Raw genomic sequence first — 24,832 nt, 5'->3', positions numbered from 1 at the left:
TAAACAACTATGTAATGCTCAACAGGAGGTTTATCGCAATGACGACCAATAAAGCACCCGGCGTGTATATTAATGAAGTACAACTCCCCCCATCCATTGTTGGTGTTGGCACCTCTACAGCGGGATTTGTAGGGTCCGGGACAACTAAATCTCCCTCTCTTGAAGCGTTGATGGTAACCAGCTTTACTGAATTCAGAAGCAATTTTGGTGATTTTTTTCCTATCACCTCAGACTCACCAAACCCTCAGAGTTATCTTGCTTATGCTGTCTATGCCTTTTTTCAGCAAGGGGGAAATCTATGTTACATCGTTAACACGAATGTTGAGCCTGCACAGCCGACTGCAGCTGAACAAGCTGCGGCAGCACAAGCCGCTGCGGCAAAGCAAGCTGCTGAGCAACAACAAGCACAAACCGACGCGGCAGTCGCGGCCAGTGTTGAAATCCAAAACGCCATCACGGTGACTGCGAAGCAACCAGGGTCTGCGGGTAATGCAATTTCTGTCTCAATAACAATTAGAGGTACGGCTGCGCAACTAAAGGTTGCTGGTGATATGGTTGGTAGTGGCAATAATGCACAAGCTCTCGCCGACAGCGTAAATGCAAACGCAAAGAGTAGCGTTAGTGTTACAGTCTTATCAGGGCAAAATGATACGAAGCTCAAGACACAGGCACCAACCTCGCTTCAAGGAGGGGTTGACAGTAAAGATGGCGCAGCGGCATCACTGACGATAGACGGTAAGCTCCTCGTTACGGCCAAACAAAAAGGAGTGGCAGGGAATCAAATTACCGTTGAGATCTATCAGCGCTCAGCCATGTCACCGTTTAACTTCAAGGTTAATGGCGCCATTGTTGGTGGCGTGGCGCGGACCTATGGTGATGTAATTACCATTGTTAACAATGAGCAGAGCATACCGATTACGGTCGCTACCGTATCGCCATCTGATAGTACTGATCCACTTAGTACTTTTCCTGAGACACATCTTACAGGCGGCGTTGACCCACAAAATGGTGGGGGCGGCAACCCTGGTGGTGGGGGAGGTAACCCTGGTGGGGGAGGCGATGACTCACTGTGGAGCACGTTGCAAGCAGGGTTAGAGTGCTTTGAAGTTATTGATGATGTTAATTTAATAGTTATTCCTGATTTATGCTTGGTCCCTGCGAGTGATTTAACAACCGCAATGAAGTACGTATTTAACTTTTGTGCGACCACCAAACAAGACTGTTTCTTTATTGCTGATGTACCGCACTCTGACGCCAACTATAACCATCCGACGCAACTTGGTAACAGCACGACGGGGTTTGTTGCGGTTAACCAACTGACTGGCTACAAAGGTTTTGGGGCAGTTTACTACCCATATATTCAAGTACCTAACCCCGCGCTTTATTTTTCATCCGATAGTGATTCGCAAGATAATGTAGCTAAAACACTGTTAATGCCACCATCAGGCGCGGTTGCTGGTAATTATGCAGCGACTGATGCCAGTGTGGGGGTTTACAAACCGGCCGCAGGCATCCGTGATGGACGCATAGCAATGGCTTTAAGTGAAGAAGTAAGAGTTACAGAAACAACATTAGGCCTGCTCAATAGCAGCGGCATTAATAATATTAGAAGTTTTCCTGGCACTGGCCCTTGCATTTGGGGCGCTAGAACCACCGCTGGTGAAGGAAGCGAATGGAAATATCTGAGCGTTCGGCGTCTATTTATATTTGTTGAGCAGTCGCTTAAAGAGAGTTTGCGCTGGGTCGTATTTGAACCCAACACTCCAAAGTTGTGGGGTATTTTGACCCGAAACATTACTGCATTCTTAACAACTTTATGGCGTGAAGGGGCATTTTTCGGAGATTCAGCTGAGCAAGCGTTCTTTGTAAAAATTGATGCTGAAAATAATCCTCCAGCGCAGCGACGCGATGGCTATCTCAATATTGATATTGGAATTGCGCCAGTTTTTCCTGCTGAGTTCGTCATTATCAATATTGGTCAAAAAACCTTACCAGCAGCATAGGAGTAAATGAGTTATGGCAGCAGGACAAAGAATCGACCCATATCAGAATTTTCGTTTTAGGGTTGAGATAGAAGGAATTCAAATAGCTGGTTTCTCTGAAGTAACTATTCCAGATTCCACTACCGCAGATATTGAGTATCGTGAAGGTACATATCCGCCTGGCACTCGACATTTATCTGGGTTAACCAGCTCTGGGTCGGTCAGTTTGAAACGAGGGATCACCGACAGCTTGGATTTATATAAGTGGAAAAAGCAGGTTGAAACAACTGGTGCGGGAAGTGCGCGTAAAAATATCTCGATCATTTTAATCGATGAAACGGGCGCCGATAAGTGTCGCTGGGATATTTTGTTTGCTTGGCCGACCAAGTACGAAAGTGGCCAACTTGATGCGAAGGGGAATGACGTCTTAATTGAAACCTTTGAGATCACCCATGAAGGTATTGAAAGAGTGAAATAACGTGTAGTTACGGGTGCTATTCACCCGTAACTATTTATCATTGATTAACAGGTAGGGCCTAACAAATATGACAATGTTAAAGACAGAATATCAGCTTACTTTACCCCGTGGGTATGTAGATAGTAAAGGAGATCTACACAAAGAATGCACGATGCGTTTAGCAACGGCAGGTGATGAGATCCAGCCAATGCGTGACCCTCGAGTACAGCAAAACCCCGGCTACTTATCAGTGATTTTGCTATCACGTGTGCTCATCCGCTTAGGCACGTTAGATGCAATTAATACTCAGGTTATTGAAAACCTGTTCAGTGCTGATTTTGCCTTTTTGCAAGAAACCTATAACCGCATAAACCATAAAGATGGGCTGGGTGTACCTGTGGTATGTCCGCAGTGTGAGCATTCTTTTGATACGGAGCTGTCTTTCTCGGGGGAATAATAAGCTATCCCTATGAACGCCTGCATGAGGAGATAGCATTTTTAGGTTATTACTTGCATTGGAGTTATGACACCTTACTGGGCATGGAGCATGCGGAACGGCAGCAATGGCTTAATCACACCAGTGCCATAAATCGTAGAGTAAACGAAGATAATGAGCCAAGCAGTACATCCAGTTCAATTTTATCTATTACCTAAAGTGTGCCAGCAGGGTTTGTTTGGGTAAAACACCGATGAAGGAGTAACTGGGCAATGGGCGAAGTGAAATTGTATTTATTTTGGCTTTTGTTTATCGGGCCACAAGTTAATGAATCTGAAGCGAGGATTTGGTCATGTCGACATTAAATGGACTACTTAATCAAGGTCTATCTTATTTGATTGATCCATTTCGCAACTTTAATTTTGTTGTAGAGATCGATGGAATTCAGGCTGCAGGTTATAGTGAAGTTTCTGGGCTTGGTATTGAATTAGAAGTTGAGCGGCGACAGTTTGGTGGCGACAATCACACTGAGTACAAATTCATTAAGCAGGCAACATATACAGATCTTGTACTTAAAAATGGTATTTCCCAAAATGATTTTATGTGGAAATGGTTTCAAAGCACAATTGATGGAAATATTACGCCGCGCAATGGCAGTATCTATCTTTATGACTCGGATGCCAAGAGCCAAACCTATTGGAATTTCTTCCATGCTTATCCTATCTCCTGGCAAGGTCCCGCATTAAACGCGCAGGGTAATGAGGTTGCGACTCATAGCATGACGCTTGCTTATCGCCAACTGAAAAAAGTGTTGGTGTAAGTCGCTATGGCCATTGACCTATCAGCAAGGGTTATTCTTAAGACACCTTCTTTTGAGGCTGCATACGTTGTTGCCTCAGCAGATGATCTGCTCGATACACATACTGTTAATAGACATCAAGCGTTCTTTAATAATGTTTATTCAGGTTATCTGATGCGACATAGAGTTGCTGATGATCAGGTTGAATTGGTTTATCACCACTTAACAAAGGCAACTAATCAAGATCAACATATACACAATCACATTAGCAAAAACTGCACATTGATAAATAAGCATGCTTATTATCAATTCAATCCCATGCTAGTGCCCAATAGTCATCGGCAAGCGAAACTAGTTGTTAAGCCTAATATCGACCAGCAAAGAGAATTGCCCAAGCAGGCTAGTTCATTCTTGCCGATGGTAGAAACAATGCTAGAAGGAAAAGCCGCTCATCAAGAGAAAATTTTTAAGCCATTACAGCTGCTGCTGCAGGGCAAGCACGATAAAATAGGTCGCCATTTTGGGGCGCTGATACAACAGCCACAACGGCAAAATGCGCCGCAGAGGCAAGGTTTGCGCAGCGAGAAAGTAGAGCCACAAAAGCGCGTATTATTGGTTGAACACCCGCAGGATAACAGGCGTCTTAGAAACTTGAGTCAGCGCAATCACTCGTTGAATAATGCGCACGGTCGACAACAGACACCTATCATGGTCAGTCACCCGCTTATCATCAATACATTTAATGATAGGCAGCAGTTACAAAATACCTATCAGAGCAAGCTTTTACCTAAGCTATGGACTGACAATTTCAGCATCAATGCTGATACGTCCAGCAATAATACTTCGCTCGCAAACTATCAATATAGTATGCAATATCATTCACTGCGCCAGACGATGCCTTACGCAATTTCGAGCGCGTTTGCCGCGAATATGCAAACTGATCTTGGTAATCAATCAAGTAGCAGCCAGCCGCTGAACTATTTACACAACTGGACTCAATCTGGTTTCAACCCTCAGTTACATAAAGCTTTTTTTAATGAGCTATCCTTAACTTCGTCTCAGTTGAAGCAATCGGTAGCAAAGCTGCACAGTCGCTCTTTAGTGCCAGCCTACCAAGAGCGGTATCAAAAGCTGTGGCAAGGAGCGGCTCGCGTCGAGAAGACAAGCTTTTCATCACCACTAGGGATGACAAATGATGGCTTACACAATCGGGTCGATAGAGCTGAAGATATCGCGGGGGAAATGCTGTACCGTCATTTATCTTCGCCACAGACCCAAGTGCTAAGTTCGTCAGAAATAATAAGAGTGACGGGTAGTATTGTTAAATCGGCTTTGCAGAAGCGCCAAAAACACATCGAGGAGCAAGATAGTTTTAACTATAAAGCGAATCAGGAGCATGCGAACTCGGATATCAGCCGTATTATTGTTACCAAAACACCGCTTCACTTAGGCAGTCAATCTTCATCAATTATGGCTGCAGGCATGTTTAACAAAGCCACATTTGTTGAAGCCCCCACTAAACAGTTATCGCGCACGGCCAAAGATAACAGTCGCGCAACTTTGGTATACACAACCACAGACAAACCAACCAGCTCTATAGGGTCCTCTGGGACTTTACCTAGCACTGTATCAACATCTATTGATGGCACAAAGTGGGCGCTCAATCAGTCAAATGCCCAAGTACACAATTCAATGTCAACTGCAAAAGCGGAGCCCCCCTCAGTGCTTACGCCAGAGCAACAGTCTCCGCCGTTTGGCCAGCGATCACACAGTGCATTGTCCAAATCACAAACCCGTCAGGTCGCAGATGAAGTTTATCAATTGATAAATCAGCGCTTGCGCTTTGAAAAACGACGCAGAGGATTAGCCTGATGACCATGAGTAAAGCCAGCATTATTAATGTTGATGAGAGTAATAAAAAAATTGAAGTCATGTTCAATCCACAAGAGTATGAACTTGTTACCAGTGCTAAATACGCACAAAACAATGGCAACTTGCAATACAACCGCAGCGAATTGGAAGACTTCTCCGTGTCGTTGTTTTTCGACAGTTACGAGACGGGCGCTGATGTACGAAATATGACTAATGATATTTCAGCCCTTGCGATCCCCACAGTTACTGGTACGAACACAAAGCGACCGCCCATCTGCATTTTCAGTTGGGGAGGATTTAGCTATCGCGGTGTTGTGAGCAAGGTGCAACAAAAATTTACTATGTTTTTGCCCAGTGGCGTGCCTGTGCGAGCTGAATTGCAAGTTACATTTACGTCATGGCTAACAGATAAAGATGAATCGGATTATTCGGGCAAGGAGGCTTGTGTCAAATTTTGGATTGTCACCAGCGCCGATAGGCTCGATTTAATCGCCAACGAAACACTTAACAACCCAGCATTATGGCGCTTAATTGCTGATAATAACCGGATCACTAATCCGTTAACTTTCCCGACCAAAGCCGATATTGGCAGACGCTTACTAATCCCCGATATCGCCAATAAGGAGCCGTTGTAACGATGGGACGTCAGATACAAGTACCTAACTTTGATATCTATCTTAATGGCAGTAAGTTGGGCAACGAAGTCAAAAAATATATTTCACAGGTAACGGTTAAAGAAGATCTGGATGCGCCGTCTTCATTTAGTTTTAGTTTTGATACGGTTAATTTGCAGCAAGGGAAATGGCAGGGCATAGACCTAGAGCTATTTACGATAGGTGATAGCATTGACATTTACCTTGGTATGGATCAAACAGTACAGCTTATCTCTGGCTCGATTGACAGTATGCATGTCAACTTTGGTGACAAATCATCGGTTGATATCAGCGGATTTTCTTGGTTGCATAAATTGACTTTTGGTACGCGTACTCAGGCATTTAAAAATATGTCTGACAGTGATATTGCCGCTCAGATAGCCCGTCAAGAAAACCTCTCTGCTGATGTAGACTCAACCGACACACAGTATGAGCAGATCAACCAGAACAATCAGAGTAACTTTCAATTTCTATTGGCTCGCGCTAAACGCATCAGCTATGAATTATCAGCTAGCCACAAGCAACTGATTTTCAGAAAGTCTCAAGAAAATGATGCACCGGCAGCGAGTTTGCAATTTGGCGTCTCTTTGTTCGACTTTTCAGTCAGCCTGAACAACTTGGAGCAGGGCAGCAGTGTTGAAGTACGAGGCTGGGATATGTTGAAAAAAGAGGCTTTTTCGGGCACCGCGGGACAAGGTGATGAAGACAGCAAAATGGGCAAGCCAGACAGTGGCTTTTCCATCGCCAGTGAAAAATCTCCTATGGTATTACAAGCCTCCGATCCTGCTGACTTGCACAATGCTCAAAACCTTGCTCGAGACAAATACAACGATCTGCTACTTGAATTTTTGACTGGCTCAGGACAATGCCTCGGCAATAACCGCATTAGAGCGGGAAAAACGATCGAAATAACAGGCATTGGCAGCAAATTTAGCGGTGTCTATTACGTCAGTTCGGTAACTCATACCCTAGGGGATGCAGATTATCAGACTCAATTTAGTGTTAAAAAGACGGCTATTTAGCCGCTGTCTATAAGAATGATGATAAGACTATGGATGAATTACTCGACGCTCAAACTAGTGGCTCTTCTTTGATACAAGGCGTGGTAATAGCGCTCGTTACCAACAATCAAGATCCGCAAAATTTGGCACGGATCAAGGTCAGTTATCCGATGCTAGATAACAACCTTGAATCAGACTGGATACGAATGGTGAGTTTTATGGCGGGCAAAGATCGCGGTGGCTATTTCTTGCCTGAAGTTGGCGATGAAGTGTTAGTCGCGTTTGCATTTGGCAATATCAATTGCCCTTATGTTATTGGGGCTTTGTACAACGGAGTGGATACGCCACCACAAAATAATGAAGACGGTGAGAATAACATTCGTGAGATCCGCTCGCGCAGTGGTTCGGTGATCCGCTTTAATGACAAAGACTCGCAAGAAACTGTAGAGATCATAGATAAAACAGGCAACAACAAAATCGTCATTGCAACCAAAGACAACACCATTAGTATCAGCACCGATCAGGACATCAATTTGAGCGCAACTAAAGGAACCGTCGCCATCAATGCACAAGACATTAAGCTTAATGCTAGTAATGCTGTGTCACTCAATGGGGCAGAGGTAAAGATCAAAGCCGAAAATTCCTTCTCGAGCGAGTCAGGTGCTACGACGAGTATCAAGTCTGGTGCCAGCGTATCCGTTAAAGGCATTACGATAAATCTCAACTAATGAATAGGGAGACATAACCATGGGGATGCCAGCAGCTAAAGAGGGTGATAAAGTAATTGCCGTTGATATTCATATTGTGATGATCCCCTCTCCTGGGGGGCCTATACCGACGCCATTACCAAATCCTTTTAATGGCATCCTTAATCAAAAGCTCAGCCCAGACGTTAAGATAAATGGCTTACCTGCGGCCACCGTTGGCTCAGTCGCCAATAACCTTCCACCACACATACCGATGGGAGGCCCTTTTGAAAAACCACCGAGCAACAAAGGAGAGATTATAACCGGCAGTGCGACAGTGTTTATCAACGGTAAAATGGCTGCCCGAACAGCGGATATTGCACTGACATGTAACGATCCAACTGATTTACCTGTGGGTACGGTTGTTGCGATCAGTAATGTGTTGATTGGAGAGTAATATGGATCAGAGCTTTTTAGGAAGGGGCTTTGCTTTTCCTTTTTCATTCAAATATGGACAAGCGCAACAAGCTGACGGTGATGAATTAGTTGAGCAATCAATTGTACAGATATTGGCGACGCGCAAAGGTGAGCGTTTAATGCGGCCCGATTATGGGTGTGGCATTAACGAGCTGGTATTTGCTGCTAATAATAATGCCACGGCAACTGAGTTTGAATTTATGGTACGTGAAGCTTTGGATAAGTTTGAACCGAGAATCGAAGTATTGACGGTGAAAGCGGTTACCGACTTGAGTAATCGAAACCAATTGAATATCCATTTGGAATATAAAGTAAAAGCGATTAACTCATCAAGAAACCTGGTTTATCCGTTTTACTTACAAGGTAATCAAGCGTGACCCAGGTACAAGAGGCACTAGACGCAGAACAGCCGAGCTATCAATTAGGCAAAGTCGACCCTAGAAGTAGTGAAGATGTTTATCATCAGGCTCTTGCTTTAGCACGTATTTATTGCCCTGAATGGCTTAACGTTCATCAAGCGGAGCTCGATGAGCAAGATCTTGGCATTGTGTTACTAAAACTATTTACCCAACTGTGCGACACAATATCTAGACGAATAAACCAATTACCGCAAAAGCAGTTGCTTAGTTTTTATCAATTTCTTGGGTTGACTATGCAGCTTCCCAAGCCGGCACAGGTATTGTTGTCTTTCAGCCTCGATAAGTCGGTGCAAGATCCCATATTGATTCCTTCTGGTGTACAGGTTGCGTCGGCCAAAGATCAAAAAATAGTGTATGAGACAATAGAGCCACTGCGTGCTAGCAATTTGGCTTTAGTTGCTGCCTATGCTGTTGATCCCAGTTCTGATTCTACGCTTGACCTTACAAGCACTGTGGTGGGCAAGCAGCAGAACTTTAATATTCTTGGTTCAAATCACATAAATACAGATGGCAAGCCGACTCCTAACCTTGAATATTTGCGCCATGCAATGATGTTCAGCAGTTCCTACTTTGATTATCAAACTGCTGCACAGTTAGTTTTGCGTATCCAATTTGATCAAGTGCACCCCGAGCAGGGGGAAACTGGTGAGCGCAATAAAGAAACCGAGGCTTTTTTCCGCTGGTTTGGTTTTGATGATAAAGGGCAGCAGGTTGAGCTAAAACCCACTTTGGCATGGCAGGGGAATGAACTTTCGGTGACATTTAACGAGTTAGTTTTGTACTCAGGTACGATTGCTGAGCAAACTGCTCATTATCTTATCTGGACGCTTGAAGCCTCCACTTTGGCTAAGTCAGAGGCTAAAATATGGCAACCCAGTACCCTTCCAAATAGTGCTCATACTCTCGATATGCCAAGCGCAGAGAGTGGCCAAAAAACAGATGTCGAGTCAGGGCCACTTGGCCCACAAATGCCTATGATTGGTCAGATAACCGACCTGCAGTTTAGTTTGAGTGCTCAGAATGTTCCGTGGGATGGTTTGTTTGTCAATAGTAGTCAAGTCAGTGCCAAAAAAGGCTTCTATGTATTTGGCAACAACCCAGCCCCCAAAGACGTGTTTTACTTTGCTAGTCAAGAAGCGTTCAAACAAGGTTTTGATGTCACACTAAACTTGTTAATCAATCCGGGTGTTCCGAGCAAAGCCTTACAATTAGCATGGCAATTTTTTGATGGCTTGCAATGGCAGCCGTTACCACAATACAACTGGATAAAGTATCGCGACACGAAAAATAAACAAGAAGTTTGGCAGACTCTTCCCAACGGCACCGTGTTTAATTTTGACTTACCGGGTATTGAAGAAGCTGAAGTTGAAATTAACTTCACTTGCCCTAATATCGGATTGGCAAAAATAAATGATGTGGTGAGTCGTTGGATCCGAGTTCAGATAATCGATGGTGACTACGGTGATCGTTACACACTTACGCCACTGGATTTAGAGCAACAGAAGCAGCTGCAACAAGCCATAGCAGGTAAGCTAGAGCAACTCGCGACACACTGGCAGGACAGTGTGATCCCCAATGAAAGTGAGTTTAAGCTAAAAGAGCTGATGGCTTTGGGAGATTTTAAGCATAAAGACGAATCTATTTGGCTGCCAGGAGGCTTGCTTGGTTTGTTTGATATTGGTGCCAAAGCAATTATAGAGAAGTTGATGGGCTCATCTGTTGACTCACTATTTGACTATAAGTCTCCAGTTCAAGTAAAGCCAAGGTCAAAGGTACTCGACTACTCGGGTTTGGACAGCATTAATCCATCGCTCGATGAAAATATGCAAAAGTATCTCGACGATGAGATCACGTGGCAAAAAATACTGACTTATTTAGCCGAGCAGGGGTGGGTCATCGGCAGTAAAAAAAATTGTGTCGCACCTTATATGAGTGCGTTGACGCTGCAATATACGAAGACAAATGGAACAATTGAACACAATATCAGTGAGAACAACTTTCAAACAAGGCAAGACCTACCGTTACCATTCTTTCCGTTTTACGCAATCAGTGGCGATCCAAGTTTCTTTTTAGGGTTTCAGGGAGATGTCAGTCAGCTTAAGTGGAATGGCTATTTCTCTTTTGCAATACCCAACCCTTCTAAGCAAACATCCGGTAAGAATGACTATGGTGTAGGTTATCAATATTACAGTGACGAGGGGTGGCAAACGCTTCCGTTGGATGTTGATCAAACGGAAAACCTCACCCGTAGTGGCATGATTGCTTGGCACCTCCCAGATCAGGAGTTGGCTGAACAGCGTAATGTACCTGCGGCAAAAAAGAATACTTTATTTTCAGGCACTTCTGCGATGTTTTGGGTACGTCTCAGACGAACCAAGTTTATTGAACAATTTGATAACCAGAAAAAAAATACCTCATCGTTAGTGACGGTACCGACACCTGAGCCGCAGGAAAAAGACAAAAATCAGTCTGAGCAGAGCGAGCTATTGGAAGGAATACAGGTTAAAGGAATTTATCCCAATTCAGTGTGGGCAGAAGACTATACCACACATATTAATCAGGTATTGGGTACAAGTAATCAAACAGAAAATCAACAATTTCAGATCACCCCAAGTCTGGTTTACCCCGGTCAGCAAATAGAAGTACGCGAGATGACTTGGCCCGTCCCTGAGCAGGTCAAAATGATCGAACTTGAATCTGGTAAAGAGGCCATTCGAGAAGTCGTTAATAATGGTATTAAAGAGATATGGGTTCGCTGGGCAGCCGTGCCTTCATTGCAATTATCAGGGCCTAAATCCAGACATTACATGATAGACCCCTACACAGGCACTATCACCTTTGGTGATGGCGTGAGAGGCATGATCCCACCTGCACTAAAGAACAATATTGTTGCTCGTTGGTATCAGCGCAGCAATAGTGGTCTGGTAATGCCTGATGCTGGCGAACTAACCAAATTACTTAAGCACTTGCCCAATGTCAGTGCTGTGAATAATTATGAGGCAGCGATTGGCAAACAAGTTCAAGAGCCCACTTGTGACTTTCTTGCCCGAGCACCACAGGTGATACAAACTCGAGACCGTGCTGTGACCTTGGATGATTTTCAATTTTTGGCGATGCAATCCACTAATTTGGTAGCACGAGCCAAATGCTATCAGGAAGAGAGTACGCCACATTTAATTGAAATCATAATTGTGCCCGATAGCTTATATGGCAGCTATTACCCTGGTGCAGATCTCAGTCAAAAAGTTGCTAATTACTTGCAGCAAAGGGCATTACCGACATTAAAAAATCAAATTATCATCCGCGCGCCCAACTATACCCTAATCACCGTTTCCGCCAAGTTAACCATCGATCCTGATTATACTCAGGCTTCGGTCCGTTCAGCTGTTATTGCGGCTTTGCAGCAGTTTTTGGACCCTGTGATTGGGCAAGTAGATCATCAAGGGTGGGACTTTGGCGCGGTCATTTTCTCTTCACAAGTCAGTAATGTGATCCGCAATGTTGACGGGGTCGTCGAAATCCTCAATACCGCAGGGGTTGCGAGTGTTGCGAGTGTCTCTGCACTTACCGGACTGCTTGATAGTGAAGGCAGCTCAGATCCTACAAATCATTTGGACAAAACAAATGCGTTAGAGCAGGACGGTGACGCGCACATGCTGGAAGCTGACAGCTCAACAGATGAGTTGGGCAGTGGCTCGTTTACTCAAGTTCACCTTGGTGAAAGATCTTTACCCTTACCCGGTGAAATTAAAATCACCTTTTAATCGGATTTACTGGCAGGACAGTTAATGAATATAGACATTCCAAATCTTGATGACCTGACGTACCAACAGCTGGTGGATAATCTGGTACGTTCGATACCTCAATATAGTGGTCAATGGACAGACTTCAATCCGTCTGATCCTGGGATAGCCATATTAGAAATGTTGAGCTGGATCAGTCAGTCGTTACTATATCGGGCAAACAATATTTCCGATGAAAGCTACAAAAACTACTTAAAGTTAGTTGCCGGTGAGCATGCTTATGAACCCGAAGACCGCCTGCACAGGGAGTTATTAGACGAATTAAAAAATTGGCCGACCCCCCAAACTAGCGAGGGACTGGCAACCATCACATCTAAGGTCCAAGCCTATTGGAGCACAAGTAACCGAGTGATCGCAGAAGTTGATTACTATGCGCTTTCATTGGAGGCCTACTACATTGAATGTGCTCGCCAGTTGGGCATACCTTTTAATCCGCAAATCCGCTATCGCCAGCAGAGTTTAAGTCATTTACAACAGCTAAGACGTATCTTTGTTAATGCCGAAGTCGCCATTGAATCTGACGCAGAGGTCAAGCGCATTGAGGTCATAGTCAATACTGCGCCAGATCCAAAAGAGCGAGAAAGCAATGCGCAAGCCAAGCCATTTGAACCTGCCATCGAGCCTATGTTAATGGCTATCAAGCGTTTTATTGTGCCGCGAAGGCCTGTGGGCACACTACTATCAGTGCGACAGGTAGATAATACCAATGTTGATTTGGCGGTGAGTTTAGTTTTTATCAGTTCAAGCCAGCCAAGCACAGTGACAACAGCCATTGATGAGCGTGTTGCAAGTTACGTGAATGCATTTACCGGCGGTCGATATAATACGGGTTGGCCACTGGGAGATTCTCTTGTCAGCTCAGATCTTGTTAGGCTGATAGGAGAGGTAAATGGCGTAGCTGGCGTAACCAATGTGCAGCTCTATGATTATGTTGTTTTAGTCAGGCGTGAGCAGCAAACACCAAATCATGAGATACCCAAAGGAGGGCTGCAGATTTACTACAAGTCTTCTCCTGCCGTGTCTTCAACTACAGGTACTGATATAGATAAAGACTCTCATTTTGGGCCATGGGCCATTTTGGTTAAACCCAGTGACTTTGCATCGTTGCAGCGTAATTTATCCGAGATGGTCAAAGAGACCACTAAAACGCTTGAAGCTGCGACCACGCAGTTAACCCTATTTGCACAAGGTTCAGCCGCAACACAAGCCAGCGAGCAGCAAAAGCTGGAGGCCAAATTAGCTGCAACTCGTGCAGCACTTGATTCATTGCAGTCACTACAAAAAGCGGTCGATGCAATATCGCAACAAGCCAGCGAAAAAGCCGCTCAACAAGACCCGCAAAGCTCCAGTAAATCGCTAACTGAGGTGCAGAACAGTCACTTAGTCGTAGGGCAAAATGTGCCTTTTAGCTTTCTTATTATTCAGGAACTGGTTGGTAAAAGCCAAATCGTCTATTCGCGATTGCAACTGACAGGTCAACACCATGAACGCTGATTTACTGTCGAGCTATTTGAAACTATTACCTACATCACTGACTTATGATGATGAGCAAGTCAACATGGCCTTAGTTGGCTATCTGAATATTTTTGAGGCCTTGCTGACTCAAAGTGAACCTGTCGTTATCGAGCAAGACAGCAATCAATCGTCCACATTACAGAGCAGTCATTTTCAAGGAAATTTGCCTACTCAAATAGACGGTTCTCAAAGTGCCATGAGAACACAGAGTCAGGACGAACAGTCGAAACAAACGGTGATTTCATTTGGGCGAATGATAGACAATGCCTCTGTTTATTCAGATCCAGACAACATTCCGCTCGGCTTATTTCCTGAGCTGGGCCCTTGGATGTCTCGTTGTTTAGGTGTTGTCGCGCAACAAGATTGGAGCTACTACCAACAAAAGCAAATAATAAAAAACATCATTCCAATTTATCGTATCCGTACAACCAAATCAGGGATGGAAGCCTTATTTGGCATTTTAACGGGTTATCCCGCACAGGTGATTGAAATTTTGGGGAGCTTTGGCATTGGCTTTTATCGTCAACCGAAAATTGATAATAAAGACGTTTATTTTTGCTCCGGTCGCCTTGGTACTGTTTCCGAACAATTAGCACAAAACAACATGGTACTTGGCGGAAAAATGCTCGGCAGCTTTTTTATCATTAATTTGACTGTGTCGGCATCTTATCATGGCGAAAAAAGGGCGCTTTCGCTGTTCAACAGAGTTACTAACTTATTTCTTTGGATAAACGAAGAAAAGCCGGTACAGACTCAATTCCAGCTAAATTACACCACCACTCCTTTGCAAGTTGGCGCAAGAGGGACCTGTACGGTTGGTGTGAATACATCGCTGGAGGCAAAAAAAATCACCAGAACCATCAACAGTTGGCAAAACTGTGAACAGGTTCTTAGACAACAAATCGCGACTGAAAAAACAACGAAAGAAGATAAAGAATGAGGAAAAATCGTGGCAGATAATACTAACAATACAGCAGGCTACCTTACGAGATTGAGTTATTACGATGGTCTTTTTTTGCAAGGTCGTGACTTTACGCTTGAGCAAGATTATGGCATGCAAATGTTGAGTCTTCACAATCAGTATGTACATGACAGTTTTGGCGTGGCTAACGGATTATTACTTAGCGTGGTTCAGAACTCGATAACCAATAATGGCACCCAAGCAAGCCAATGGGTGGTGACCATTACCGCAGGGTTCGCGCAATGTGAAGCTGAGCAAATCAATGGTACGTCGCTGAGCAAAGGGTTGTTTTTTCCTGAAAAAACAACCCATACAGTGCCTAGTGAATATGGCAGTACTTTTTATGTTGCACTGACCTATGGTGAAAAAGAGGGGGCTATCGACCCAGACAAAGGCCCCAAACCATATGAAATAGTTGAAATTCCAAAGGTGGTTTTTTCCAGTAGTAAAACCTTTTCAGGTGATAAAGCGTATGTCGTGCTTGGCAAGCTAACTTGTGACTCGGCCACAGGCAGTGCCAATATTGATTACGATGACAGAATCAATATTTATGATGTAAACAATGTATTCGCTATTCAGCACATAGATAACGATAATTCATACCAACTGGGATTAACAGGAACCCTGACTGTTAGTCAAAACCTACAGGTTGGTGATACCTCATCACTGAACGATAAAACCGCCGCATTAAAAGTTGGCGATGGAATATATACCAATCAACTAGAAGCCAAAACACAGCTTAAAACAGATGGAGAGTTAAGTGCGCAAACTGCCACCATTACCGGCGATAGTTTAAACGTCACCAGTGGCACCATTAGCGCAAAAAACATTACAGTAAGTGGTCAGTTAGATGCGGCTAATTTAAATATTAACAGCAACTTTTCAGTCGCAGATACCTTTACAGCAAAACAAGGGATCAGTATCCCTGCTGGTAATTTACAGATCAATAACGGCGCGCTGAATATGGATAATGGTAGTTTGACTATCCAAAGCGGCGATATCACCTTAAACAGTGGCAACTTAGCTGTTACTGGCACAGTCACTGCGACAGGGAATATTAGCGGTAAAGACTTGCTAGCCAGTGGCAACATTAGCGCACCATCTGCCCATGCTCAGCTCATGCAACTGACGGTATCCGATACCGTCACTGCCAATAGCATGAGATTGACATCAACACTGGATGTTGGCTCTAAGCTGATTGTTGATAAGGGGTTCACACTTACTGGTAATGCAACGCTTAATGATGATCTGGCAGTTAAAAATAATCTGTCGGTTAGTGGTTATCTTAGCGTCGATCAGAATCTAACCGTCAGCGAGGTACTGACTGCAAAAACTGTAACGGTTACTCAAGGGTTGAGTGTTGCCGCAAATGCTAGCGTGACAGGCAATGTCACCGCTCAAAGTGTGTCTGCTGATACTTTTAACGCCAATAACATAACCGCAACGGGTCAATTGCAGGTTAAAACGCTCAATTTAACTGACGCCCTAACGAGCGATGATGAAATTACAGCCAAGAGCATGAGCAGTCAAACCAGCTTATCGAGTCAATCGGGCGTTGTTGAACGAGACTTTTATCTTTATCAAAACTGGCAGCAAAAAGGAGATCAGGTATTTGAAGTCGAGCCACTCACACAAGCACTGCAAGGTCAGTCTGTCATGTATCGCATAGTGATTGAAGGTGTCAGTGATTTAGGGGGGGTGCACTCGGAGCTGACTGGCATTATTGAGCAAGCTGAGCCGACTAATTTACAAGCCGAAACGGTCAATAATATCGGCGCTGGTGCATCGGTCAGCCAATCCTTAACTGGCGGTAAATTGATGGTTACTGTTGGTCAGGTGAATACCAGAAAAGTCCCTAAAAAGTTGTGTTTTACTGCGTCGATATGGCTGTTCACGAACGATAATTAAGCAAGGAATGCAACGATGATAGATCAGGCTTTAACTGTGGTTCGTGATGCGCTAAGGCAGTTTATTCGGCTTAAACTTCAAGTTGAAATGATTGAAGAAAAAGTTGTATTAACTTCACTCATTGATCAGGCAGGGCAATCGACTATGCCGAACAATGGGCTGGGGTTAGCCTTATATCGGATTGTTGAGGATAGGGTATCGGAAAGCGAATATCGTTCAACCTTAACGGACAGCGAATTTGAACAAATACGCCCTCCTGTCATTATTAGTTTGGAGTTTTTGGTTGCGGCAAATTTTACTGATTACAGTGAGTCGCTGAAATACATCTCTACCGCCTTGGCTTTTTTTCAGAGCCAAAATTACTTTGATCAAACCAGTAACCCAGATATGCCAGCTGATATGGCGCCGTTTAGCGTGTCTTTGTATACCCAAAACGTGTCAGAGCATAACCATACTTGGAGCCTATTTGGCGGCCGCTACATGCCCTCTGTTATGTATCGCCTACGTAGCATAGATATTCAGGAACAACAGATACAACGTATTGATACACCAGTGGAAAATATTGATCTCGAACTCAGTGTTGGTGAGCCTGCTATGAGTGAAAGAGTAAACGGAGACTAGGCATGATCCATTATCGTAAGCTTTGCCAGTTCAACATGGAGCATGAATACTACAAAACACATGGTGATCAGAATAATGCCAGCACACCGCAACTAATGCAGATAAAACCAACACCAGCTTGCGAGTATTTATTAAAACGCAGTCGTGGGGGCTTTAAGGTTAAACATAATCAGTTATTACTATATTGCGAGGTGACTGAAACGCGCTCGGATGGGAGCTTTGTTGTGCCACAAATACTACGTCAGAGGCAAACATTTACATTTGCGTTATATCCGTTGTTACCCGCATTACTTGAAATATCTGCATTTGATATGCCGCAAAATAGTGTCGTGAATTTTCGTAACAGTCAGCTCCAACAAACAGCCAATCAACAGCTAGCAAGTTTGATGATGCCTGCCACACAAGAGCAGTGGCAACAAGGGGGGAATTGGCATCAATTACAAAAGCATCTATTTGTTTGGCCATATACCAAGCCAGCCCAGAAAACGGCTAAAAATTGGTATCTGATTGCTGTAAACAGTGGTGAAAAGTTACCGATAGAGCTAATCACTTTGTACAGTGACGGTTTGCAAATCGACCTGCGTGGTTATCCAGCAGGAGAGTATCAGCTGTTTTGGGCAAGTACCGCGCAAGCGTCTTTTTATGTTGATGACAATCTTTGCTGGCGTGCTCCTTTGGCGGTGTTAACACTACAAACTGGGCCTGAACTGCCTGTTGATAGCCAGTTCATCGACGCTCAGACTGGGGTGATCACCGAGAAAAACTTCATCATGTCTATGCCCGCACGTCAGACTATCTGGCGCTATTTTGTCGTCGCTAGATATCTCTCTGATCAGCAGCAGGCGCTGTCGATAGATAGTGATAAGGCTGAGTATCGTTTCCATCCGCCGCAGCAGCTCCAAAAATCGGATGGTACTCGAGTGTTCCGCTTTGATTCCGTACAGCCGATTACGCTTACAGTACAAGGAGTAAAAGGGCTAACACTCAGCGGTAAGCGTCAAGGCGTGTTAATCGATAACCTACCATCGCCGCGAGCGGATCAATTGGTGATTGAGCATGGTCAGGCGTTTTCTGATATGTATATTTATGTTTAGGAGCTGAGATGGAATATCAAGGCGATTTGACCTCACATTTGAGTGAACAGCCGTTGAGCTTAGATTTGGCGAATAGCGTTTTACCTGCTGATGCCAGTGTACTTGAGTGCGAACTGGCGTGGTTAGAGCAGTGCATAAACGACAGGATCCATGCGTATTTTCGAAAAGAAGAGGCAAAATCTGACACCTCAGAGCAAGAGGCTCTTCCACAGCCGCCAAATTTGCCCGCCTCTTCTGAGGGAAGGTATGTGAGTTTGTTGCAACAATTAAAGCTCAACACCGCCGAACGCTTAGTCCTGATTTTAGCGTTGGCCACGTATTTAAAGCCGCAGCTGTTGGACATCTTTTTTGCTAAAAACGCGCTATATCAGCGTATCTACAGCGAGTTCGGTGGTATTAACGCTAAAGTTCATGGCGGTTTTTTACCAACCATCGAAACCGCGCTATTTCTATTAGCGGGGCAAAACTTATCGAAACGGTTGTTTTACATGACGGTGTTCAGACCTGAGCATCGTCTTTTTCGACAGTTGATTTTAATGCCGATGCCCGTTAACCCTGATGAGCCTTTTACAACAGGGATATTGATGGTTTCCCCTGAGCTAGTTGAGCGCCATATTCTGGGTGTGTCTGCTCGGACACCTAGAGAGCTTGATTTTCCAGCGCACCCGTTAACAACGCAAAAGGCTTGGTCAGATCTGGTGTTAACCAGCCAAACGGCTAATCAGCTTGAAGAGTTGCAAGCTTGGCTTGAGTTTGGAGAGCAATTGCAAGCTAAAGAAGATGCCAAACAATTTAAACCGGGTTACCGCAGTTTGTTTTATGGGCCGCCAGGCACGGGTAAAACCTTAACGGCGAGTTTGTTGGCAAAGCAATATGCGCGTCAGGTATATCGGGTAGATTTGTCGCAACTGGTGTCAAAATATATTGGTGAGACGGAGAAAAACCTGGAGAAAGTGTTTGCTGAAGCCGAAAAAAACAATTGGATCTTGTTTTTTGACGAAGCCGATTCTTTGTTTGCTAAACGCAGTCAAATCAACAACTCTAACGATCGTTATGCCAATCAGGGCACGGCTTATCTGCTACAACGCATCGAAGATTGCCCCAATGTGGTGATATTAGCGAGTAACCTTAAAGATAACTTTGACCAAGCTTTTATTCGCCGCTTTCAGTCTTTTGTATACTTTCCTATGCCTAGCAAGCGCGAACGCTTACAGCTATGGCAGCAAGGACTCAACCACAGCAGTATATTTCGGCCACCTAGTTTTTCGCTTGAGAGTGTCGCCGAACAATTTGAACTGCCGGGTGGGGTAATAAGCAACGTCATTCGCTTTGTTTCTTTAATGGCGCTGAAAAATAACAGCACGGAAATTACCTTACCTCAATTGACGCAAGGCATACGGCGAGAATTGGCGAAAGAAGGAAAAAGCGTATGAACACGCCACCAAAGTTAGATGCAAAACAGCAACCAGCTAATAAACAAGCGCATAATAGCAATTTGCGCAGTGAGTCAGCCTCGCAACGCAGTATAACAATACAGGCATTTGCTGATGAGCGTGCTCAAACAGCCAGCCAAGATTTGCAAATACAGCAGATGCAAGCCGCGACACAGTCAGCCAATAACACGGGGTTACCTGATAAGTTGAAGTCTGGAATGGAAACTTTATCGGGTTATTCACTGGATGATGTGAAAGTACACTACAACTCAGATAAACCCGCGCAGCTGCAAGCACATGCTTATGCTCAAGGAGCTGACATTCATCTCGCTCCCGGACAAGAAAAACACTTACCACACGAAGCATGGCATGTCATTCAGCAAAAGCAGGGGCGGGTTAAACCAACGCGGCAAATGAAAGGTAGGATACACATTAACGATGACTCAGGGTTAGAAAAAGAGGCAGATATTATGGGGGCAAAGGCGTTACACATTGCGACGCAAATCGCCCCTCAGCCGACGAATGAATCGGGCGATAAAAGAAGTGGTGTGGCTGCTATTCAATCTAAATCAGTTGTGCAAGCTGTAATTAGCCCCGAGCAGCAGCAGGTTGTTGATAACGGCAATGTTCATCGTACTAACTATCAGTTTCCGGCTGAACAAATTGAGCAATTAAAAGCGCTTTATCAACAGTGGGGCAAAACTGTGCCAACATTGCAGCAATTTCAAGAGGCCACACACACTTATTTTGCATTGCGAAGCAGTGATCCTGCGCTAACCCAAATAGACCAGTTGTTAGCTAAGTATAACGGGACGAACGACCCAGATGAACAAGTCGTTTGGGTCAATCATTTACTGCTGGCATGCAATTTTTGGCTACGCAAAGTCAATCAAGTTAAGCAAGGAAAACTACCTTTAGATTTTACTAATCGTGGAAACCTGCCAAATAATGGCAAAAAGTTAGAGGGCAAAGAGTCGCGCCGCCTAGGTATAATTACTCTGCAGCATTCTTTAACTAGCTATCTTACTCAGCATGACAAACCCAATTCACTTAGCAAAGTTGTTAATAGTATGGCACGCGAAAACCGCGGTCTTTCAGCACTACACCAAGAAGTTGATATTCACAACTGGGACAATAGGCATAATCAGCGACTCCCACATACGACAAGTACCCAGCACGAAAGGGGGGTATTTGGTGATACAGATCCTGATGGCCGTTTATTCAGTCTTGATAATGACAGCCAAAAACGTTTAGCAAAATTAGTTTTTCGTAGTGGTAAAGCCTATCGTTGGCAAGATTTTCTTAAAAATTCAGGATTTGCATTATTTAACACCAGCAACGGTGGTGTTCATTACACCATGGATAAGCGGGGACGTATCTATGCGGGAACATTTACTGATGGCCCTTACTTTGTTCACTCCTCTTTAGTCGGGTTTTCTGATGTTTTATCTGCAGGCTTTATTGTTGTAAAAGATGGCAAAGTGACAAAAATCAAAAATGACAGTGGCCATTATCACCCACGAGCACAAGAGATGGTTAACATGTTACTGCGATTGCAGCTTTACGGAGTGAACTTGGCTGATGTAACCGTTGAGCGGCTTAATGGTACACATCATAAGGGAGCAAAAGAATTCACAGCCAACGAAATGTTATCGGCAGCACCAGGCGAATGGCCAGACGAGTGGGAGGGGTTACAACCTTTATTGTAGCCTTAAAGTAAAAAGAGAATTGCTAATATTTGCGCTTAGGACTTAACTCGATTTGACTAACGCAGGTATATAGAAACGGAAAAGCTATGAGTAAGTCATCACAAGCGGATTTTAAACAGAGTAACAGGCCTGAGCATATCAGTAACCTTCGTGCTGAGCTTACCAGTACAGCCAATATGACGGCTAACGCATTTACAGATACCCGTGCTGAGGTAACGACACAAAGCGCGCAAATTCAAATGATGCAGGCAAACACAACGATGGCCAATAATACAGGCTTGCCCGATGACCTAAAATCGGGGATGGAGAGCTTATCAGGCATGAACTTGGACCATGTTAGAGTGCATTACAATTCCTCTAAACCGGCAGCGGTACAAGCTAACGCCTATGCGCAAGGTGCAGATATTCACCTAGGGACTGGTCAAGAAAAGCATCTACCGCACGAATTAGGCCATGTAGTTCAGCAGATGCAAGGACGGGTGAAACCGACTACCAGTATTGACGGTGTTGCGGTTAATGATAATGCTGGCTTAGAGTTAGAAGCGACCCGCATGGGTGAACAGGCTTTGCAAAGAGCTGCTAAAACGAATAACGCCAGTGACAATCGTGACGCACATGTCAGTGCTGCACCACATAGTCATGCTGGGATAGTGCAATGCTCAAAAATTATTTCTCACGATGCCAAAAAAGAAGAATCACCATTGGGCGCTTTGGCCAGACAACTGCCCGGAATTAATGATTTCTTTTTAAGTCCAACCGATGCAAGCAGGATTATGTATCGCAATGACCCCGATTACTCGGTCTCTAGAGATAGACCTAAATCGGTTAAAGCAGAAATTCAAGGTGCGCGCAGACCTGTGGGTGGTAGAGATCCCAACAGTCTAACCGCCATCATTGGTAATTTAGGGAATGAAGAGTTACTGATTGCGCATGGGGCGAGAGGGCAGTTGTATGAAGGCGGACATTTGATTGGTGATCAATTACTGCCGACCACCATTGATAGCTTTACGGAATGGAATTTAGCACCACAAAATGCAGATTTTAATGCCCCCATTTATGAGCAAATAGTGGAAGCGGAGATTGCCGCAGGTTCAGTGAATACATTTGGGCAAAGAAACAAAAATGATGCCATTACCTTAACGGTGACGCTGAGTTATCAGTCTGACAATGTGACGGTAACAGCCGATGATTTGGTCACCCGAGGTGTTGTTCGACAAGCTGACATGGATGCAGAAGTTGACCCTATGGATCAAACCACGACCAACATCACGTTTCCAAGGCGGGTGCCATCAAAGTGGGAGCTAAAAGTTGATCTTGACTTTTCTTCAACCGATAAACTGCCCGCACATAAATTGACTGACAATCAAAAGAAGGCGTACAACACAAATATAACCGATGCGGTTGGCCCGCTTGATTATTACATTAATTCGGATAGTTTAACGCAAGATCCCATTTCAAAAGACTATTATATTGGTGGTGGAAAAAGCTATACATTGACAGGGATACAAGGGGAACCAACGGCTGCTAACACAACTTCCAGTCGCTCTGGTAAAGTGAGTATGCCAGCCGCACCTGCACCCGTAAAACAAGCATACTTAAACGCTCAGTATGACCTTAACCAAGAGATAAAAGACACAGGCAATGGTACGCTATCTTTAGCGGCACAAAAGAAAATATCAGACAGCCCCGCTTACACTAAAAGTTTTGCCAACGCACTCAGTGACGCAATTTGGGCTTATTGTAGATCAAAGGGAAAGATTGTGGCCTTTGCTAATGTCGCTGAATTGATTCACGCATTAGAGCGCACGGGTAAAATCAAAGGGACTAATATTGGATATGCCAGAAAGTTTATTGATGATGCTAACTTAGTCATAAAACCGCCCGTATAACCAAGCTTGCCTGAGATAGGGCTAACTTGTATAGGATAAAAACGGCGCAACAAGCGCCGTTTGTTTTGCGGAACATATTGGAATAAAACTTAAGAGAATCGTAAAATTAAACTCGCAGTAACGGATATGAAAAAGCGCTTTATATCAACTCCCTTACCCTGAGCTTAGGTTAGTTAGCGAGCCGAACTAAGTTGATTCGACATAGTCAGGCGTGGGGCCGTAAAATCTTTACCAAACACCAATGCAACCTCATAAGCTTGCAGTATACTCATTACCGTTTTACCGCTTTCAAAATTGCTTATTGTGGCCTGATCTACACCAAGAATAGCGCCAAACTGTTTTTGAGTTAATCCGCGCTCTTTGCGCAAATTACGTATACCGGTTTGTAGCTCATCCTTAAACTTATCTACTTGTGCTTTTCTTAATGCTAAATTGTTTTTCATGTTGCTCTCCTAGAGTAGAACCGCATTAATGGCTTGGATTACAAACCAAAGTGATACGCCCTCGCTAAACCGCTTTTAAGTCAGCTCTATCACTTACACCATCAAAACACCGTGGTCCGTGTATGGTTTTACTTCGACTTTGTTACTTGGTGTTAACATTATTTGCTGTTCGGTGTGGAAAAATCTCCCCATCAGAAAAATAAATACATAAAAATGCGCTTAATGTTTGTAACTTGGGGGAAATTGCATGGAAATAGCCGTATTAGGTACATTTGGCAGGCGTTTAGCAAAAAGGTAAGGCTGTATAGTGGGTAAAACAAGCTGGGTGCAACAGCCACCCAGCTTATTCTTACAGGCAAATTAGTCGACACTGAAAATCACTTAATGCATTGATCTTCTTGATGATCTAAACGATCTTACTATCCTCATTTTGCAACGTTTGTTTTCTCACCCCTCAAAACCTTGCAAAATGGAGATTAAAAATGAAGCCAAAAGCGACCAACCATACACCACAAAAGCAACTGTTTGCGATCGAATTGATTGACCTCGTGGCGCCCAACCACGAACTGGTTAAATTGGCCAACATCATTGATTGGCAGCGTTTAGAAGCCGAATTTGGTCAACTTTATAGTGCAGATACTGGCGCATTGGGAAAACCCATTCGGTTACTGGCT

Annotated in this window: 21 protein-coding genes and 1 pseudogene; 21 read left to right on the top strand and 1 reads right to left on the bottom strand. The window is 44.2% G+C overall.

Annotated elements, in window-relative coordinates:
* Nucleotides 1-38 precede the first annotated feature (38 nt).
* The 20 genes from HC733_RS01110 (at nucleotide 39) to HC733_RS23000 (ending at nucleotide 23,715) form a co-directional block, all read left to right on the top strand.
* On the top strand, nucleotides 39-2,003 hold the full coding sequence (locus tag HC733_RS01110; RefSeq protein ID WP_190363217.1) for a phage tail sheath C-terminal domain-containing protein: 1,965 nt from the start codon (nucleotides 39-41) through the stop codon (nucleotides 2,001-2,003).
* Nucleotides 2,004-2,016: 13 nt separating this feature from the next.
* Nucleotides 2,017-2,460: a phage tail protein gene (locus HC733_RS01105; RefSeq protein ID WP_190363216.1), complete on the top strand. Its 444-nt coding sequence runs from the start codon at nucleotides 2,017-2,019 to the stop codon at nucleotides 2,458-2,460.
* A 67-nt stretch (nucleotides 2,461-2,527) separates the two neighbouring features.
* The gene (locus HC733_RS01100) at nucleotides 2,528-2,896 is read left to right on the top strand and encodes a phage tail assembly protein (protein WP_190363215.1); all 369 of its coding nucleotides are present in this window, start codon (nucleotides 2,528-2,530) and stop codon (nucleotides 2,894-2,896) included.
* A complete protein-coding gene (locus tag HC733_RS01095) occupies nucleotides 2,893-3,093 on the top strand; it encodes a DUF6760 family protein (RefSeq protein ID WP_190363395.1) in 201 nt (66 codons plus the stop codon). Before HC733_RS01100 ends, HC733_RS01095 begins: the two co-directional genes overlap by 4 nt.
* A gap of 134 nt (nucleotides 3,094-3,227) precedes the next feature.
* Nucleotides 3,228-3,695: a phage tail protein gene (locus HC733_RS01090; RefSeq protein ID WP_190363214.1), complete on the top strand. Its 468-nt coding sequence runs from the start codon at nucleotides 3,228-3,230 to the stop codon at nucleotides 3,693-3,695.
* A gap of 6 nt (nucleotides 3,696-3,701) precedes the next feature.
* Entirely contained in the window at nucleotides 3,702-5,546 is a 1,845-nt protein-coding gene (locus HC733_RS01085; protein WP_190363213.1) for a hypothetical protein, read from the top strand.
* Nucleotides 5,546-6,181, top strand: coding sequence for a CIS tube protein (locus HC733_RS01080; RefSeq protein WP_203219196.1), 636 nt, complete (start codon nucleotides 5,546-5,548; stop codon nucleotides 6,179-6,181). The genes HC733_RS01085 and HC733_RS01080 overlap by 1 nt, the downstream gene beginning before the upstream one ends.
* A gap of 2 nt (nucleotides 6,182-6,183) precedes the next feature.
* Complete coding sequence (locus HC733_RS01075) at nucleotides 6,184-7,221, top strand: phage late control D family protein (protein WP_190363212.1); 1,038 nt, start codon at nucleotides 6,184-6,186, stop codon at nucleotides 7,219-7,221.
* A gap of 29 nt (nucleotides 7,222-7,250) precedes the next feature.
* Nucleotides 7,251-7,928: a phage baseplate assembly protein V gene (locus HC733_RS01070; protein ID WP_190363211.1), complete on the top strand. Its 678-nt coding sequence runs from the start codon at nucleotides 7,251-7,253 to the stop codon at nucleotides 7,926-7,928.
* 19 nt (nucleotides 7,929-7,947) lie between these two features.
* Entirely contained in the window at nucleotides 7,948-8,343 is a 396-nt protein-coding gene (locus HC733_RS01065) for a PAAR domain-containing protein (protein WP_190363210.1), read from the top strand.
* A 1-nt stretch (nucleotide 8,344) separates the two neighbouring features.
* The gene (locus HC733_RS01060) at nucleotides 8,345-8,740 is read left to right on the top strand and encodes a GPW/gp25 family protein (RefSeq protein ID WP_190363209.1); all 396 of its coding nucleotides are present in this window, start codon (nucleotides 8,345-8,347) and stop codon (nucleotides 8,738-8,740) included.
* Nucleotides 8,737-12,546 carry a baseplate J/gp47 family protein gene (locus HC733_RS23490; RefSeq protein ID WP_190363208.1) on the top strand — a complete coding sequence of 1,270 codons (3,810 nt, stop codon included), beginning with the start codon at nucleotides 8,737-8,739 and terminating at the stop codon, nucleotides 12,544-12,546. The genes HC733_RS01060 and HC733_RS23490 overlap by 4 nt, the downstream gene beginning before the upstream one ends.
* 24 nt (nucleotides 12,547-12,570) lie before the next feature.
* On the top strand, nucleotides 12,571-14,079 hold the full coding sequence (locus HC733_RS01050; RefSeq protein ID WP_190363207.1) for a hypothetical protein: 1,509 nt from the start codon (nucleotides 12,571-12,573) through the stop codon (nucleotides 14,077-14,079).
* Entirely contained in the window at nucleotides 14,069-15,040 is a 972-nt protein-coding gene (locus HC733_RS01045) for a hypothetical protein (protein WP_190363206.1), read from the top strand. Before HC733_RS01050 ends, HC733_RS01045 begins: the two co-directional genes overlap by 11 nt.
* Before the next feature lie 9 nt (nucleotides 15,041-15,049).
* Nucleotides 15,050-16,969, top strand: coding sequence for a hypothetical protein (locus HC733_RS01040; protein ID WP_190363205.1), 1,920 nt, complete (start codon nucleotides 15,050-15,052; stop codon nucleotides 16,967-16,969).
* A gap of 15 nt (nucleotides 16,970-16,984) precedes the next feature.
* The gene (locus HC733_RS01035) at nucleotides 16,985-17,590 is read left to right on the top strand and encodes a DUF4255 domain-containing protein (RefSeq protein ID WP_190363204.1); all 606 of its coding nucleotides are present in this window, start codon (nucleotides 16,985-16,987) and stop codon (nucleotides 17,588-17,590) included.
* Nucleotides 17,591-17,592: 2 nt separating this feature from the next.
* Entirely contained in the window at nucleotides 17,593-18,684 is a 1,092-nt protein-coding gene (locus HC733_RS01030) for a hypothetical protein (protein ID WP_190363203.1), read from the top strand.
* An 8-nt stretch (nucleotides 18,685-18,692) separates the two neighbouring features.
* Nucleotides 18,693-20,117, top strand: a complete 1,425-nt coding sequence (locus HC733_RS01025; protein ID WP_190363202.1) for an ATP-binding protein — start codon at nucleotides 18,693-18,695, stop codon at nucleotides 20,115-20,117.
* Entirely contained in the window at nucleotides 20,114-21,826 is a 1,713-nt protein-coding gene (locus HC733_RS01020) for an eCIS core domain-containing protein (protein ID WP_190363201.1), read from the top strand. Before HC733_RS01025 ends, HC733_RS01020 begins: the two co-directional genes overlap by 4 nt.
* A gap of 86 nt (nucleotides 21,827-21,912) precedes the next feature.
* On the top strand, nucleotides 21,913-23,715 hold the full coding sequence (locus HC733_RS23000; RefSeq protein WP_238937393.1) for an eCIS core domain-containing protein: 1,803 nt from the start codon (nucleotides 21,913-21,915) through the stop codon (nucleotides 23,713-23,715).
* A gap of 173 nt (nucleotides 23,716-23,888) precedes the next feature.
* Here HC733_RS23000 and HC733_RS01010 read toward each other — a convergent pair whose 3' ends face one another.
* Nucleotides 23,889-24,158, bottom strand: coding sequence for a helix-turn-helix transcriptional regulator (locus HC733_RS01010; protein ID WP_190363200.1), 270 nt, complete (start codon nucleotides 24,156-24,158; stop codon nucleotides 23,889-23,891).
* 482 nt (nucleotides 24,159-24,640) lie between these two features.
* Here HC733_RS01010 and HC733_RS01005 point away from each other — a divergent pair.
* Nucleotides 24,641-24,832: pseudogene (locus HC733_RS01005) on the top strand (IS5/IS1182 family transposase); the annotation flags it as partial.

The sequence above is a fragment of the Pseudoalteromonas sp. S16_S37 genome, from assembly GCF_014694405.1.
Classification (GTDB): Bacteria; Pseudomonadota; Gammaproteobacteria; order Enterobacterales; family Alteromonadaceae; genus Pseudoalteromonas.
The sequence above is the reverse complement of the archived record's forward strand: the minus strand, read 5'-3'. Positions and strand labels throughout refer to the sequence as shown.

What these genes read in the sequence shown, in the direction of transcription:
- HC733_RS01110 (WP_190363217.1), top strand. Translation starts at nt 39, where the DNA reads ATGACGACCAATAAAGCACCCGGCGTGTATATTAATGAAGTACAACTC.
- HC733_RS01105 (WP_190363216.1), top strand. Translation starts at nt 2,017, where the DNA reads ATGGCAGCAGGACAAAGAATCGACCCATATCAGAATTTTCGTTTTAGG.
- HC733_RS01100 (WP_190363215.1), top strand. Translation starts at nt 2,528, where the DNA reads ATGACAATGTTAAAGACAGAATATCAGCTTACTTTACCCCGTGGGTAT.
- HC733_RS01090 (WP_190363214.1), top strand. Translation starts at nt 3,228, where the DNA reads ATGTCGACATTAAATGGACTACTTAATCAAGGTCTATCTTATTTGATT.
- HC733_RS01085 (WP_190363213.1), top strand. Translation starts at nt 3,702, where the DNA reads ATGGCCATTGACCTATCAGCAAGGGTTATTCTTAAGACACCTTCTTTT.
- HC733_RS01080 (WP_203219196.1), top strand. Translation starts at nt 5,546, where the DNA reads ATGACCATGAGTAAAGCCAGCATTATTAATGTTGATGAGAGTAATAAA.
- HC733_RS01075 (WP_190363212.1), top strand. Translation starts at nt 6,184, where the DNA reads ATGGGACGTCAGATACAAGTACCTAACTTTGATATCTATCTTAATGGC.
- HC733_RS01070 (WP_190363211.1), top strand. Translation starts at nt 7,251, where the DNA reads ATGGATGAATTACTCGACGCTCAAACTAGTGGCTCTTCTTTGATACAA.
- HC733_RS01065 (WP_190363210.1), top strand. Translation starts at nt 7,948, where the DNA reads ATGGGGATGCCAGCAGCTAAAGAGGGTGATAAAGTAATTGCCGTTGAT.
- HC733_RS01060 (WP_190363209.1), top strand. Translation starts at nt 8,345, where the DNA reads ATGGATCAGAGCTTTTTAGGAAGGGGCTTTGCTTTTCCTTTTTCATTC.
- HC733_RS01050 (WP_190363207.1), top strand. Translation starts at nt 12,571, where the DNA reads ATGAATATAGACATTCCAAATCTTGATGACCTGACGTACCAACAGCTG.
- HC733_RS01045 (WP_190363206.1), top strand. Translation starts at nt 14,069, where the DNA reads ATGAACGCTGATTTACTGTCGAGCTATTTGAAACTATTACCTACATCA.
- HC733_RS01035 (WP_190363204.1), top strand. Translation starts at nt 16,985, where the DNA reads ATGATAGATCAGGCTTTAACTGTGGTTCGTGATGCGCTAAGGCAGTTT.
- HC733_RS01030 (WP_190363203.1), top strand. Translation starts at nt 17,593, where the DNA reads ATGATCCATTATCGTAAGCTTTGCCAGTTCAACATGGAGCATGAATAC.
- HC733_RS01025 (WP_190363202.1), top strand. Translation starts at nt 18,693, where the DNA reads ATGGAATATCAAGGCGATTTGACCTCACATTTGAGTGAACAGCCGTTG.
- HC733_RS01020 (WP_190363201.1), top strand. Translation starts at nt 20,114, where the DNA reads ATGAACACGCCACCAAAGTTAGATGCAAAACAGCAACCAGCTAATAAA.
- HC733_RS23000 (WP_238937393.1), top strand. Translation starts at nt 21,913, where the DNA reads ATGAGTAAGTCATCACAAGCGGATTTTAAACAGAGTAACAGGCCTGAG.
- HC733_RS01010 (WP_190363200.1), bottom strand. Translation starts at nt 24,158, where the DNA reads ATGAAAAACAATTTAGCATTAAGAAAAGCACAAGTAGATAAGTTTAAG.